General features: G+C 42.1%; 17 protein-coding genes. 12 read left to right on the forward strand and 5 right to left on the reverse strand.

All coding sequences use genetic code 11. The features are described 5' to 3' along the window. Position 1: 1 nt before the first annotated feature. The 7 genes from H3302_RS17055 (at position 2) to H3302_RS17085 (ending at position 5020) form a co-directional block, all read left to right on the forward strand. Entirely contained in the window at positions 2-661 is a 660-nt protein-coding gene (locus H3302_RS17055; RefSeq protein ID WP_182396672.1) for a response regulator transcription factor, read from the forward strand. Continuing rightward, positions 661-1971, forward strand: coding sequence for an ATP-binding protein (locus H3302_RS17060; protein WP_036972542.1), 1311 nt, complete (start codon positions 661-663; stop codon positions 1969-1971). Before H3302_RS17055 ends, H3302_RS17060 begins: the two co-directional genes overlap by 1 nt. Positions 1972-1990: 19 nt before the next feature. After that, positions 1991-2308, forward strand: a complete 318-nt coding sequence (locus H3302_RS17065) for a cupredoxin domain-containing protein (RefSeq protein WP_118845288.1) — start codon at positions 1991-1993, stop codon at positions 2306-2308. Beyond that, positions 2295-3041, forward strand: a complete 747-nt coding sequence (locus H3302_RS17070) for an iron transporter (protein ID WP_182396673.1) — start codon at positions 2295-2297, stop codon at positions 3039-3041. Before H3302_RS17065 ends, H3302_RS17070 begins: the two co-directional genes overlap by 14 nt. Next, positions 3029-3733, forward strand: coding sequence for a hypothetical protein (locus H3302_RS17075; protein WP_036972537.1), 705 nt, complete (start codon positions 3029-3031; stop codon positions 3731-3733). The genes H3302_RS17070 and H3302_RS17075 overlap by 13 nt, the downstream gene beginning before the upstream one ends. Before the next feature lie 202 nt (positions 3734-3935). After that, complete coding sequence (locus tag H3302_RS17080) at positions 3936-4145, forward strand: cold-shock protein (RefSeq protein WP_036972536.1); 210 nt, start codon at positions 3936-3938, stop codon at positions 4143-4145. 251 nt (positions 4146-4396) lie between these two features. After that, on the forward strand, positions 4397-5020 hold the full coding sequence (locus tag H3302_RS17085) for an ABC transporter substrate-binding protein (RefSeq protein ID WP_244887017.1): 624 nt from the start codon (positions 4397-4399) through the stop codon (positions 5018-5020). Here the strand turns inward: H3302_RS17085 and H3302_RS17090 are convergent. The 3 genes from H3302_RS17090 to udk all read right to left on the reverse strand — a co-directional run bounded on the left by H3302_RS17090 (position 5017) and on the right by udk (position 7778). Then, complete coding sequence (locus H3302_RS17090) at positions 5017-5748, reverse strand: ABC transporter substrate-binding protein (RefSeq protein WP_182396674.1); 732 nt, start codon at positions 5746-5748, stop codon at positions 5017-5019. The two genes, H3302_RS17085 and H3302_RS17090, sit on opposite strands and share 4 nt — an antisense overlap. Before the next feature lie 158 nt (positions 5749-5906). Continuing rightward, the gene (locus H3302_RS17095; protein ID WP_075593388.1) at positions 5907-7130 is read right to left on the reverse strand and encodes a NupC/NupG family nucleoside CNT transporter; all 1224 of its coding nucleotides are present in this window, start codon (positions 7128-7130) and stop codon (positions 5907-5909) included. 18 nt (positions 7131-7148) lie between these two features. Continuing rightward, positions 7149-7778 (reverse strand): uridine kinase, encoded by a 630-nt coding sequence (udk, locus tag H3302_RS17100; protein WP_036972527.1) that lies wholly within the window; start codon positions 7776-7778, stop codon positions 7149-7151. A gap of 191 nt (positions 7779-7969) precedes the next feature. Here udk and H3302_RS17105 point away from each other — a divergent pair, with 191 nt between their 5' ends. From H3302_RS17105 to H3302_RS17120, 4 genes are all read left to right on the forward strand, one after another. Then, a complete protein-coding gene (locus tag H3302_RS17105) occupies positions 7970-9199 on the forward strand; it encodes a phosphopentomutase (protein ID WP_036972526.1) in 1230 nt (409 codons plus the stop codon). Continuing rightward, complete coding sequence (gene deoD / locus H3302_RS17110; RefSeq protein WP_036972525.1) at positions 9199-9900, forward strand: purine-nucleoside phosphorylase; 702 nt, start codon at positions 9199-9201, stop codon at positions 9898-9900. Before H3302_RS17105 ends, deoD begins: the two co-directional genes overlap by 1 nt. A gap of 312 nt (positions 9901-10212) precedes the next feature. Next, positions 10213-10953, forward strand: a complete 741-nt coding sequence (locus H3302_RS17115) for a ferredoxin--NADP reductase (protein WP_036972964.1) — start codon at positions 10213-10215, stop codon at positions 10951-10953. A 71-nt stretch (positions 10954-11024) separates the two neighbouring features. Further along, positions 11025-11843, forward strand: a complete 819-nt coding sequence (locus tag H3302_RS17120; protein WP_036972522.1) for a nuclear transport factor 2 family protein — start codon at positions 11025-11027, stop codon at positions 11841-11843. Between the two features lie 126 nt (positions 11844-11969). On the opposite strand, the gene H3302_RS17125 is transcribed toward H3302_RS17120, so the two are convergent. Next, entirely contained in the window at positions 11970-12860 is an 891-nt protein-coding gene (locus H3302_RS17125; protein WP_036972521.1) for a TPR end-of-group domain-containing protein, read from the reverse strand. Positions 12861-13133: 273 nt separating this feature from the next. On the opposite strand from H3302_RS17125, the gene H3302_RS17130 reads away from it, so the two are divergent. Beyond that, positions 13134-14507 carry a GAF domain-containing sensor histidine kinase gene (locus H3302_RS17130; RefSeq protein WP_065979234.1) on the forward strand — a complete coding sequence of 458 codons (1374 nt, stop codon included), beginning with the start codon at positions 13134-13136 and terminating at the stop codon, positions 14505-14507. Between the two features lie 63 nt (positions 14508-14570). On the opposite strand, the gene H3302_RS17135 is transcribed toward H3302_RS17130, so the two are convergent. Further along, positions 14571-14828: a hypothetical protein gene (locus H3302_RS17135; RefSeq protein WP_065979235.1), complete on the reverse strand. Its 258-nt coding sequence runs from the start codon at positions 14826-14828 to the stop codon at positions 14571-14573. Positions 14829-14914 lie beyond the last annotated feature (86 nt).

The following is a 14914-nucleotide window of genomic DNA, read 5'->3' on the forward strand; positions in this document are numbered from 1 at the left end:
CATGCATTTATTGCTCGTTGAAGACGACCATTTAGTCGCAGAAGGCCTGTGTCGTTCTTTACGTCAACAAGGTTATAGTGTTGAACACAGTGCGACCGTTAAGTCTGCGATGCAATGGTTGCAAAGCGATGAAATTGAACTGGTAGTTCTTGATTTAGGGCTACCAGATGGTGATGGCATCGATATTCTAAAGCACATAAAAAAGAATCGTAAACAGCTTCCTGTGGTGATTTTAACAGCCCGTGGCAGCATTGATGATAAAGTGATGGGGCTTGATTTAGGTGCTGATGATTATTTGGCTAAACCGTTTGATCCAGCCGAGTTATTTGCTCGCCTTAGAGTGGCAAGCCGGCGTTTAACGCAAGCGCAAACGAGTATACTGCAAGTGGGCGACGTCGCAATGGATACCGCAGCTTTTACCGTGCGTTATCAAGGCGAGCCTGTCAATTTACCCCGCAAAGAGTTTATGTTGCTTAAAGCCTTGTTAGAAAACCAAGGTCGGGTGCAGTCCAAACAGCAGTTAGAAAGTAAACTCTACGAATGGGGTGAAGAAGTAGGTTCAAACACCATCGAAGTGCACATTCATCATTTGCGTAAAAAATTCCCTAAGGAATTTATTAAAACCCTGCGTGGTATCGGCTATGTGGTGGGTAAACGCTAGTGTCAATTCGTAAGCGACTCACCTTATTAATACTCTCAATGGTGATTTTGACCTGCTTTTTGGCTTTCACCAAAGGTTACCGCGAAAGTATGAATCAGGCTGAAGCATTACTCGATAATGAGTTGGTGACGCTTGCACATGTGCTAATTGAACAACCGCTAAGCAAAGAAACACCCACATATAGCACTGATTTGCCCCAGCTGTTGTTTCAGGTTTGGGTTGATGACAAAGTGGTCTCAAGTTCAACGTCATTGCACAATAACCCTATTAATCAAAGCCAATGGCAGCCAGGTTTTAGTGTCGAAAACTTAGCGGGGCAACGGGTCAAGGTTTACCGTTTAAGCGAAGCTAATAAGCGGGTATTAATTGCAGAGCCGTTAAGTAAGCGCGTAGCGCTCACCGAAACCGTTATTCTGTCAGCAATGACCCCATTGCTGTGGAGTGTGCCCATTTTGGCTGTTCTAATTAGTGTCTTTGTAAAACAAGGGCTTGCACCGCTAACACGTCTTTCTAATCAGCTTCAGCATCGCCAAGCAAATGACTTTACCGCAATACCTTGGCAAACCCCAGAGCAAGAAATTAAACCGGTTATTAACCGCTTAAACGACTTGTTTAAGCGTGTTGAGAGTGCCTATTTACGGGAGCGTTTTTTTGCTTCAGATGCAGCCCATGAACTGCGAACTCCACTCAGTAGTTTAAAAATCAATGTACATAATTTACTTGCCCAAGGGGGTGATAATATTGAACTTGATGCGATGGAAAAAGGGCTCGATAAACTCAGTAACATTGTTGAGCAAATGTTGATTTTAGGGCGAACTTACCCCGAGCAATGGCAGGCGCAATTTAGCCCCATTTCAGTGCTAGAAATTAGCCAGCAAGTGGTGTCGCAACTTTATGACCGTATTGATGAAAAAGAGCACACAATTAGCATAGAAGGAGATGATTTTATCATCGACGGAGACGAATTTACGCTCGTCACTTTATTTGGCAACTTACTCAGTAACGCCATAAAATACACCCCCGCTCAGGGAGAACTGAGCATTACCCTGAAAACCGACAATAGTCGGTATATCTGGCAAATTGATGATTCAGGCCCCGGTATTGATGAAGCCCAAAAACAGCGTATTTTTAACCGTTTTTATCGGGTGGGCGGCGATAAACACCCATCAGGAGAGCAAGGGGCAGGGCTTGGTATGGCGATTGTTGAACACATTGTATCGATTTATAACGCTGATATTGCGCTTGCCGATAGTCACTTAGGTGGCTTACGTGTGAGCGTGTCCTTTATACAAGGAGACAGGAGTGAATAAATGGATTTTTGCGTTCACTATGATGTTGTGCCTGCCTTCTTGGCTCGCTTATGGCAAAGAGTACACACTCATATTAAAAGATCATTTATTTTATCCCGCCGAAATTAAAGTGCCGGCAAACAAAAAACTACGTTTACTGATCGACAATCAAGATAACACCCCAGAAGAGTTCGATAGTTTTGATCTAAACCGCGAAAAAGTACTTTACCCAGGCCGCACAAGCGTTATTTATATTGGCCCGCTAAGCCCCGGCCGCTACGATTTTTTCGGTGAATTTTCGCCTAATACTGCACGCGGCACCGTGATTGCGACGGAGGATAAAAATGCTGATAACTAGTTTATTAATGAGCATAAATCAGTTGTTGCCAGTGGTAATTTTAGCCGTTTTATTAAGTTTGATTGTGCCCCTTAGCCAACGACAAGTACTGATACACAGCATGGTAGGTATTGCGGTTAGTTTACTGTTTGTTCAAGCTGCGGCGTGGGTCAGTCAGCTGTTTCAGCACCGAGGTTTAGAGTTTATTCAAATGCTACTGTGTGTGGTGATATTTGTTGCCGCGTTACTAAGCTGTCGGCACAGTAAAATGGCAGCAGCAGTGGCATTAGTAGCGACTATGGCGTTGTATTTAAGTCACTACATGATTTATTTGGTGAGCTTTTGGCACAGTAAAGACGCGGCCGAACCACTACTATTAGGGACCTTTTTAGGGGGCGGTATTTGCATTAGCTTTGGCGTGCTGTTGTTTTTTTTACTCGAGAGCATTGTCAGGCATGCAGGATACCAGCCATTAATAGTGTTATTGGCATTAAATGCGACGGCGAAATTACTCATATTGCTTGATTTAGCGAGTCAAATCGACGTACTCGATATAACATCAAACTATTTAGACTGGCGCGGGTTTGTGGTTGAAAACTCCGAGCTGGGTCGGGTGTTAAAAGCGTTGTTAGGCTACGAAGCAACGCCCAGTAAAACGGCGCTATGGGTTTATGCAATTGCCACAATTGTATTTTTAGTCCTCGCCCGTGTTTTAAACGTTAAACACACTAAGGAGCCTGTATGCGGTTCTTAATTATTAGCTTTAGTTGCTTGTTATTGGCAAGTATGGCGCATGTTGCGCACGCCGATGGCATGGTGGTTGATAAAGTATATCACCCCTATGTTATGCCGTTTGAGCGTGAGGTTGAATGGCGGCTCGTTTCAAGGCAAACCGACCAAGGCAACGTACTTGCTCAGCGTGCAGGTTTTGGCGGAGCCATTAACGATACCATGAGCCTTGAGGGGTATATGGTTGGCGAAAGAGACGATAATGGCGATTTCGGTTTAGCGTCTTATGAGGTTGAACTGCGCTGGCAGCTTGTTGAGCAAGGGCGGTTATGGGCTGACTGGGGCGCCTTATTCGAGCTTGAAAAACAACATACAATTGATGCTTACGAGGCCACGACAGGCTTTTTATGGGAAAAAGAATTTGGTCGTACAAGCTTAACCATGAATGCATTTTTAGTGTACGAGTGGGGCGCAGACATAGAAAGTGAATGGGAAACCGAGTTCCGCTTACAATACCGTTATCGTTATCGCGCTGAGTTTCAGCCATCGATAGAGGTGTATTCGGGTGAAGACTTTTTTGGTGTAGGACCTGGTTTTATCGGTTTGCACCGCTTTAGCCCTAAACACCAGCTTAAATGGGAAGCCGGCTTTATAAGTGAATTAAGTCAATCGGGTAAAGACCACAGCTTTCGTTTAGCGCTTGAATTTGAATTTTAATTGTCGATAGTGTTTGACTTATCGCTTTAACTCTATATAGTGGGCGTCAGCTAGAAAGAAAGCGTGTAATTAATAAATCTTTATTTCGTTGTTGTATAAGTAATACTTGTAGTACCGTCCTGAAGTTTTTAAGTACCATCTCATTTTTTGCTACACCCGCCCACATGGGCATTTTTAATTTTTTAATATCAGGAATAATACTATGTCTAACATCGTATCAGGTACAGTTAAGTGGTTTAACGAGTCTAAAGGTTTTGGTTTCATCGAGCAAGAAAATGGCCCAGACGTGTTTGCACACTTCAGCGCTATCAAAAGCGACGGTTTCAAAACTTTAGCTGAAGGCCAACGTGTAGAGTTCACTCTTTCACAAGGTCAAAAAGGTCCTCAAGCGGATAACATCACTCCGTTATAATTTTTACTGAAAAGTAAAAGTTAAAAAGAAGCAAGCTACGGCTTGCTTTTTTAATGCCTAAAAATTGACTGGCATGATGAATATTCCTATATTTAATGCAGTAATTTTATCTGAGTGCATTAGCTATTTTAAAATATTTAATATTAGTATGCCTATGTTTTGCCCCTGTCGCGTTAGCAAAACAAACGCTCACGATCTACACTGAGCAGTTTCCGCCATATAACTTTTCTAATAAAGGGCACTTAGAAGGCATTAATCTCGAGTTTGTAAGTGCAATGTGCATTGATGCAGGCATTGAGTGTCACTTCGAACTGTTACCCTGGGCAAGATCCTACCATTTAGCACAGCAGCATCCTATGTCTGGGCTTATATCAGCTGCGCGTATTAGCGAGCGTGAAGCATTGTTTAAGTGGGTTGGGCCATTGGCATCATCGCGTAATTACTTTTACCGCTTAAAATCGAATACCCATGTTAATCCCCGTGACTTATCAGAAGTGAAAGACTACACCTTAGGTGTTGTACGAGATGGCATTTACGAAAAATTTGTCGAAAGTATTGGCTTCGAAAATAATAAAAACTTACTCAAATTCGGCCATCATTATGAGTGCATCAACCTCTTTTTCAAAAATAAACTCGACTTAATAATTGGCTCTGAGTTGTCATTTCATTACCAGCTTACGCAATATGGTTATGTTGGAAAAGAAGTGGTAAAACTTATTGAGTTGCCACTAAATGAAACCGTGGGTAACTTTTTGGCGCTTAACAAAAACATGCCTCAAGAGTTTGTTGAGCGTTTGCAAGCGAGCTACAACAAGTTAAGTCGCCAAGGGCTACTTGATAAATATATTGCTAAGTACGCCCCACCCAATAATTAATGTTGTTTGTTAAGCATCATTATTTCTTTATACCGTTGTGTTTTTGATACTTCATTGAATGCGGCTTTTATGGCCATTATGTAGCGTGGGTTGGTGTGTTTATTGGCAGCTAAATAGCCATTTATGCTTAAAAAATCGATAGCATGAACAAAGGTAAAACGTGACTCATCCTGTGCCAGTTGATCGGCCATCGCATTAAGATAGTTTTTATCATCGATAATTAAATCAACTTTACCCGAAATTAATAACTGATACGACTTTGTAATATCCGTCGTATAGACCAGAATATAGTCACGCTCGGTCAATTGCTTCGCAGCAAGATCATCACGTTGTACCGCTATTTTATAGCGTTTTGCTTGTTCGTTTGAGCTGATTTTAATGTCTTTACGGGAGGTCAGTTTAACAAATCCCATATGGTACGTCGCTACTTCACCAATCCATTCAAATTGATTTAATCGCTCAGGCGTTTTTGCAATGCTGTAAATAAAGGTATTAGGTTTTTTTTGCGCCATATTAAAGGCACGTGCCCAAGGGTAAAGTTCAATATTTGCTTGCAAGTCAGCTTTGTCAAAAATAGCTTTCACTAACTCAGTGCTTACGCCCGTAACCTGATTATTGATGAGCGTTTGATTAGGAGGAGAGAGCTCAGTCACGACCGTGAGTGATGGTGCGGCGAATACAGACCAACTCATACATAAGAATAAAGATATAAGTAGAGAAGATTTCATTTATGTACTTAAAAAGACTTAGTAAATAAATATTAGCACATAAAAACGATAAAAGGGCCTTTCGGCCCTTGGTGAAGTATCGTTCAAGTCAGATAGACCTTTAACCCCTTAAAGTCCTATCCTATTGTTTTGCAACTACGGCTCATCTCATTAAGTTTCTAAGCTAGCGAGAGGAAAAAACCTGCAATTGCTGCGCTCATTAGGTTAGCCATAGATCCTGCTAACACTGCTCTGAGCCCTAAGCGTGCGATATCCTTTCGCCGACCAGGCGCCATACCGCCTAATCCACCTAGTAAAATTGCTATCGATGATAAGTTAGCAAACCCACATAACGCGAATGTGACAATCGCTTGTGTGTGCGCACTTAACGTATCGCGATAATTTATAAAGTCGAGGTAAGCAACGAATTCGTTAACTACAACCTTTTGACCTATAAAACTGCCTGCGATTACAGCTTCGCTCCACGGTACACCTAATAACCAGGCAACTGGGGCAAATACATAACCTAAAATTTCTTGTAGCGTTAATGTTGGGTGATCAAACCAACCACCAATACCGCCTAATAAACCATTTAGAAGTGCAATAAGCGCCACAAAAGCAAGTAACATTGCACCCACATTGAGCGCTAAATGCATCCCGTTTGCGGCACCTGACGCCGCAGCATCGATGACATTAACGGGCTTTTCTTCTTGCACGTCTAAATCGGCTAAATCTTCTTTAGGGGTCTCAGTCTCTGGCACAATCATTTTTGCCATTAAGAAACCACCCGGTGCAGCCATAAAGCTGGCCGCAATTAAGTATTTGAGCTCTACACCAATTGTCACATAACCCGCCATAACAGAACCTGCTACGGTTGCTAGGCCACCCACCATTACTGCAAACAGTTCTGACTTAGTCATACTGGCAATAAACGGTTTAACAATCAGTGGTGCCTCTGTTTGGCCAACGAAAATATTGGCGGTTGCAGAAAGCGATTCTGGACGCGAGGTTTTCAATAGTTTTTGTAAACCACCGCCAAGAATTTTAATTATCCAATCCATCACCCCTATGTGGTACAACACAGCGACCAGCGCTGAGAAGAACACAATAACGGGCAATACTTGAATCGCAAAAATAAACCCTAAGGTATCTTGCGATGCGAGTGAGCCAAATAAAAAGCTGATCCCGTCATTTGCATAGCCAATGACTGAAGAAACGGCTTTAGACATACTTGCCAGTACGTTTTTACCCACCTCAAAGAACAAGACAAAGCCACCAATTAATACTTGTAGCAAGAAGGCAATGCCGACTGTTCTTAAATTTATTGCTTTACGGTTTGTTGATGCCGCAAATGCAATGGCTAGTAGCACAACAATGCCTACTAAGCTCATAAATGTTGTCATACTGACTGTTTCCCGTTGTTATTGTTGCAGTAAATATTTTATTTTACTTTTAATTATATCAATCGCAACGCGATTCATACCGCCGCGTGTGACCACTAAATCAGCCTTGTGCTTTGATGGCTCAATAAACTGATAAAACATAGGTCGCACTGTCGCTTGATATTGTTCAACAACGGACTGTAATGTTCTGCCACGCTGCTCCATATCTCGTTGCATACGGCGCATAAGGCAGATATCTAACGGTGTATCAATGAACACCTTAATATCAAATTCTTTTCGAAGTGCCGGATCACTCAATAATAAAATACCTTCGACTATGAGCACTTTTGCAGGTGCAACACGACGTGTTTCATCACTGCGTGTATGCATTGCATAATCGTAAGTAGGTACTTCTACAGAGTTACCAGCGCGTAATTGAAGCAAGTGCTCATGTAAAAGTTCATGCTCGAAAGCATCAGGATGGTCGTAATTAGTTTGCGTTCGATGGTCGAACGGTAAATGCGACTGGTCCTTGTAATAAGCATCTTCTTCGATCACTGCGATCGCGCCCGGTTCAAGCTCACTGACTAATTCGTTATAAATTGTCTTGCTAAAAAGAGACTTGCCCGACGCAGATGCGCCAGCAATAGCTATAATTGTTCGTGTCACTAAAGTTCTCGCCCACACAGAAGGAAACATTGTTAGGTAGATCACAATAGCAAAAAAGACACGATTAATCTCTTTTGCTTCGCTTAAGGACGCAAATTTATAATGTTTCCGTTTAATGAAACAGGACTTATGTCCTGTACCAAAAATTCAAAGAGCATATAAAGTATTCACACATTGATAACGAGGTACCCATGGCAAGAGCAATCATCTTAATGGCAGATAGCCTAGGAATTGGCGCAGCACCTGACGCAGAGAAGTTTGGTGATGTAGGCGCGAATACCTTTGCTCATCTATTGAAAGCCTATGCAGACGAAACGGGTGAGCATTTAGCGTTGCCTAATTTAACGCGTTTAGGGTTAGCCGATGCATGTGAAGCTGCAGGTAAAGAGCCTTGTTTAGTCAGTGACCGTCAAGCGCCAACAGGTGCGTGGGGTTATGCTAAAGAGTTATCAAGCGGTAAAGATACACCGTCTGGCCATTGGGAAATGGCGGGCGTTCCTGTGTTATTTGATTGGGGTTATTTCCCTAATACACAGCCGTGTTTTCCGCAAGAATTTGTTGACGAGCTAATTGCTCGTTCGGGTATTCCTGGCATTTTAGGTAACTGTTATGCCTCAGGAACCACCATTTTAGAACAACTGGGTGAAGAGCATATGAAAACCGGCATGCCGATTTGCTACACCTCAGTTGATAGCGTGTTTCAAATAGCCGCGCACGAAGAATCATTTGGACTGGAGAAACTTTATCAGGTTTGCGAAATCGCACGGGCGCTGCTTGATGAAATGAACATAGGAAGAGTGATTGCGCGGCCATTTTTGGGTTCTAACCGCGATGATTTTGCCCGCACAGGTAATCGTCGTGATTATTCAGTGTTACCACCGTCGCCAACCTTGCTTGATAAATTATCGCAAGACGGCGGTGAAGTGATCAGTATTGGTAAAATTGCCGATATCTATGCACACCAAGGCATTACCCAAAAACACAAAGCGCCGGGCCTGATGAACCTACTTGAGAAAACCTCAGAGGTGATAGCATCGGCTCCGGACCATAGTTTGATTTTTACAAACCTAGTTGATTTTGATGAAAAGTACGGTCATCGCCGTAATGCAGTGGGTTATGCCACAGCATTAAAAGAGTTTGATGATTACTTACCGACTATTTTAAATCAGCTACAGAGTGATGATGTACTTATCATTACCGCTGATCACGGTTGTGATCCAACCGCAGCGGGTACTGACCACACACGTGAATATGTGCCAGTACTTGCCTACCAACCGGGAATGACAAACACCCCGCTTGGTGAAAGAGCTAGCTTTGCAGACATAGGTCAAACCCTTGCCCAGTGGTTTAATCTGCCTGCACTTGAATACGGTGATGGCTTTAAAGATGAGCTATTAGCGAACAAAAAAGGAAACCAATAATGAGTACTCCTCATATCAGTGCCAATGTAGGCGAATTTGCAGAAACGGTATTAATGCCGGGTGATCCACTGCGCGCACAGTACATTGCTGAAAACTTTTTAGATGACGCAAAACAAGTAACAGGCGTTCGTAATATGTATGGCTTTACCGGTACCTACAAAGGTAAGCCAGTGAGTATTATGGGTTCTGGGATGGGTATTCCATCGATGTCAATTTATGCCCGTGAATTGATTGTTAGTTATGGCGTTAAAAATCTAATTCGAATTGGTACCTGTGGCGGTATTGGTAGCGATATTAAAATTCGCGACGTTATCTTTGCACAAGGTGCAAGCACTGACTCAAACGTAAATCGTGCACGTGTGCGTGGTTACGATTTTGCCGCTATTGCTGATTTTGGTTTACTACTTAATGGCGTAAACGCTGCGAAAGAGCTAGGTATCGAAGCAAAAGTAGGTAATGTATTCACAACAGATACATTCTACCAAGCAGATAACACATTCTATCAAGAGCTCGACAAACTAGGCGTACTCGCCGTTGATATGGAAACAGCAGGCATGTACGGCGTAGCAGCCGAGTATGGCGCAAAAGCTATGGCACTATTTACCGTAAGTGATCACGTGATCACCGGAGAAGCAACGCCGAGTGAAGAGCGTCAAAGCACCTTTAACGAAATGGTTAAAATTGCTTTAGAATCAATTTAATTACATTAAAAAAGTTCCTTGGTAACGTATTCACTGAAATTTGGAGACACGCCCAAAGTGAAGTGAGACTAACCTCAAAGCCGCATTTATGCGGCTTTTTTTATGCGTGTGTAATGTATTAATTTAAAAGGGATAGCCAGCAAATAATCAACAAAAACTAGTCAGCTGCGAAACGGTCGTAGCGAGTTTGCCTAGCCTATTAACGTGTATTATCTTTTTCGTATCGCGTATTTTAAAACTTCTTACTATGCCCATTGACACCACTACCAATTCTTGCCACCTTTAATAAAGGAACATAACTCGAGGATGCGTATGTCTAATTGGATTGAAGCGAAGGTTAAAGACGTAAAATGGTGGACCGACTCGCTATTTAGCCTAATAGTGAATGCAGATGTCGAGCCATTTACAGCGGGCCAGTTTACTAAATTAGCGATGCAAGTGGGTGATAAACGGGTAGCACGCGCTTATTCGTATGTGAATGCACCAGACAACCCTGATCTTGAGTTTTATTTAATAAATGTTGAAGACGGTCAACTGTCTCAGCAGTTAGCGCAATTAAAACCGGGGGATTCGGTGACCATTGAACGCCGCGCTACGGGCTTTTTTACACTGGACGAAGTACCGAGTAGCGAGCAACTGTATATGCTTAGTACAGGCACCGCGCTTGGGCCATTTATTTCAATTTTAGAGCAAGGCGATGTGTGGCAAAAGTTTGAGCACGTGCATTTAGTGCATGGTGTGCGTTTAAACGAAGACCTAAGCTATCAACAGCGTATTGCCGCCTTGCAAAAGCAAAACCCTAATCTTCACTATTCGCCCGTAGTCAGCAGGGAGTCAGCATCAGTCGGGTTTAATGGCCGGATCACTGACGTTATAAAAGATCATCGTTTATTTGAGGTCACTGGCAAACACGTTAATCCAGACACGGCTCAATTTATGATTTGCGGTAACCCCGAAATGGTAAAAGACACCACGGCAATTTTGTTAGAGCTTGGCTTTAGTCGCAACCGTCGCCGCGAGCCTGGGCAGATAACCGTTGAGCAGTATTGGTAAAAGACTATGCCTAACAGCGAGAATTTGCTACTTTAGCGCCTCAAATCAGGAATGATGCATTTAGGAAAAGTATGAAACCGTTATTTTTTGCAATTAGTTTATTATTCACATGGCAGTCTATTGCAAGTGACGAAACTGCCCAAAAAGCCGAGCCACAAACAAAAGCTGAACAAGAAACGAAAAGCGAGCAAAAAACAGAAAAATCAGTGCCAGCCATAGAATTTATTGAAGGCAACACAACAGCAACCCACACAGACACCCGCGCCTTAAAGACAGACCAACAAACGACAACAGAGCAAGCCGTTAATAACCCGCAAGAGCCTGTAACAACAGAAACAGCGCAACCTAAAGTCGTTGCTGAAGAACAAAAAGCAGCAGCTCAGGTTGATGACAGCAAAGTGCTTGGTACACAAACGCCAGTACCAGCAGAAAAACCAAAAACAGCACAAGCAAAGCAAGAAGCTGTCGCAGAGGCCGAAAAAGCAGTTAACCAAGCTAAAGAAGCGTTAACGGCTAAACAGCAAGAGAAAGCGCGTCAATCTCGCGAGTCTATGGCGGTTATTGAACAAGTGATAGCGGCTTATAATGCGCGTAATATTGAAGCATTTATTAAAATGTACGATGAGAATGTTGAGTTTTATGCGTTTCCTAATGAGTTAATGTTCACAGGCAAGGAAAAACTGATTGCGCGTTACGGCATTATGTTTAAAAAATTGAAGTGTATTAAGTCATCGCCTATAAAACGCATTGTGCTTGGCAACATTGTTATTGATCACGAGTTATCAGAAACTTGCTCACAAGACCCCAATGTAGTGGATAAACGTTCTGAGTTTGTGACCAGTTACCAAATTGAGAATGGCAAAATAACCAAGGTGTTATTCTTCCGTTAAGTAAAAAAGAGCAGCTGAGCTGCTCTTTTTTGTTGAATGGTAGGCGTAAAATTTATTTAGTATAAAAGTGAATCGCGCTGCTCGAACCTAGCTGCTCGAACCTCGTTGCTCGAACCTCGAACCTGCTTAAGCCGTTTCATTTAATAACGAATTAAAGCTTTCGTTATCGTGTAAGCTTGCAAATGCACTTTCGTGTAATAACTCATTACGCAAGTTTGGCGAGTACTCAAGGGCCATACGAATATCAGCCATCGCATCAGCATGTTTGTGTAACAGCGCGTAAGCACAGGCACGTTGCCAATAGGCATAACCATAGTCACTGTCCATTTCGAGCGCTTGATTACACAATTCAATCGCTTCACCTGTTTGATTAATTTCTAATAGTGCATCGGCTTTATACGCGATTGCTTCTACATCTTCTGGTTTACGTTTTAAAATCTCATCAAAAATTTCAATCTTGTTAGCTACATCACTTTCTAAATTCGCACGCATCCACAGAGAGTGTACTTCGTTGGTGATCGAGATTTTTTTCTGGTTCGTTAATATTTCTTCAGAGCGCTCTCGTAGCTTTTCTTCTAGTACTTTTAAGCGTTCTTCGTATTCTTTAGTAATTGCACTCACTCGTGTATTTACAATGTCTTCTACTTTATTTTTTACATCGCGTAATGAGTTCCAACCAACTAACACTAAAATAGATGCCGTAATAGTAATAATGAAAAACACATTGTTAATGGTGTCGGTGGTATAAGTTAATGCACGGTCGGCAGTATCTAACTGGGTATGAGTAACTTGTTTTGTTACATCTTCACGCAGCTTTTGTTGATCTTGGCGTACCGCTTTAAGCTCATCAAGAATATAGCGCTCTAACAAAGGCTTATACATAGGCTCTTGCAGTTTATCGAGTGCCTGTTGTTGCTCTGCTTCGGTTAAGGCAGGGCTGTTTTCTTGTGCTGTTTGAGCCTTGGCAAAGTGACTAAAGCTCATTAAAAAGGTGAATAAAATTAAGGTATAACGCATGACATATTCATTGTTTAGTGAATTCTAAAGTAACTTTAACATGCGAGGCCTGTGTGGACTAGGCAAAAAAAAACCAGCTCAAAATAGAGCTGGTCAAACTGCTTAAACAACATAACGTTGTAGGGGGTATCAACAGGAGTTAGGTACAATATAGCCACTTTAATCTGAACAACTACTTAATACTAAAAGAGTTTCTAAAAAGTAATTTTTGATATCTCAGATTTTCTATGTTCGTCTAGACTTAAGGTGTCCTGCAACTAAAAGGTGAGTGTAATGCGCCAACAACTAGTCCAACTGCTTTACGGCGTATCAATGTCTTCGGATCTTGATAGTGGTAATGTTGAATTAGCTGAACGCTTAATTCTAAATGCTGTACTTGATGGCCTTGAAATTGGTCGGGCAGGAATATGGTTACTAAATAAAGAAAACACCGCGATTGAATGTCGTTTGCTACTCGACAGAGAAAACGGCAAAGAGATCCAAATGATCGTATTGCCTCGTGATGCTTATCCTGCTTATTTTAAAGCCCTCGATACCCAGCGCACGATTACCGCTGTTGATGCTCACACAGACCCTGCAACATCGGAATTTAGCGAAAGTTACCTTGCTCCCCTCAATATTGGTGCGATGCTTGACGCTCCCATTCGTTATAAAGGCAAAATGATAGGTATTTTTTGCTGTGAACACATTGGCGGACAACGCCAATGGACAGAAGATGAGTGTTCATTTATCGGGGCATTAGCCGATTTATATGGGCGTGCGCTATCGGCGCAAGAAAATGAACGCATCAACGCTGAACTAGAGCGCTCAAATCAACTATTAGAGCAACGGGTTGCAGAACGAACTCGTACACTCGAAAAAACCTTAACAGAGCTTACAGACACCCAAGAAAAACTCATAGAATCCGAAAAAATGGCATCGCTAGGTAATCTTGTTGCCGGCATTGCGCATGAGGTTAATACGCCTATTGGCATCGCCGTCACGGCAAATAGCTCTGCAAAAGATAAACTCACCGAACTCGATAAGCTTGTCCAGTCAAACACCTTAACAAAGGCTGCGCTTATTGATGGTATGAACCATTTAAATGAATGCTTTAAAATATCTTTCACTAACCTTGAGCGCGCTGCAAAGCTGATTAGTGACTTTAAACAGACCGCCGTTGATCAGTCTTCACTTAACTTACTTGAAACAAACATTAAGCATTACCTCGAAAACATAGTGCACAGTTTAATGCCGCTGACCCGCGGTCATAACGTTACAGTGACCATAAAGTGCGACGATGATCTTAATCTGATCACCGTGCCCGGGGCTTTAAGTCAAATAATATTAAACTTGGTGAATAATAGTTGTGTGCATGGGTTTACGGGCCGTCAGCAAAATCACATTGATATAGTAGTGACCGTTAACCACGAAAACGACACATACACACTGTGCTATAAAGATAACGGTCACGGCATGAGCGCAGAGGTAATACATAAAGTGTTTGAACCCTTTTTCACCACCAAACGTGGTACAGGAGGCAGTGGGCTTGGTATGTCAATTGTTTATAACCTTGCAACCCAAGCATTGCAAGGCGAAGTAAGTATAGCGAGCGAGCTAGATCAAGGTGTTGCTGTAACCTTTAAATTACCGATGAAAATAGCCTAACTAACTAAAAAATAGACTAAATGGAGTGAAAATAATCTGGTGACAGGGTAATAAAATTAAAATTTAATCAGTGCGTTTACCAAGACACGACACATCATCGCAGCGGTTGTCTTTACAAAATTGTTTGATACGTCTTTTTGAATATAAATAATTAATACTGAATGGCGTAACAATAAGCACGAGCCAAAATAGTAATGGGCTTCTAAAAGCCAGTCCTGCGATAGAGGCAGCGATGATCCCCGTTAATACTAATATTGGCAAATTGGCGATGAAAAAGTTAATACTTAATTGTTTAGCAACATCAGGATTAATGGTTTTCATATGGGACTCACTGTTAATTAATACCCTTATAAAATGGTCGACTTTCGCTGTTAACACAAATCAGATTTTTCTATCAGAGCAATCGA

It is taken from the genome of Pseudoalteromonas sp. MT33b, from assembly GCF_014117385.1.
Lineage (GTDB): Bacteria > Pseudomonadota > Gammaproteobacteria > Enterobacterales > Alteromonadaceae > Pseudoalteromonas > Pseudoalteromonas lipolytica.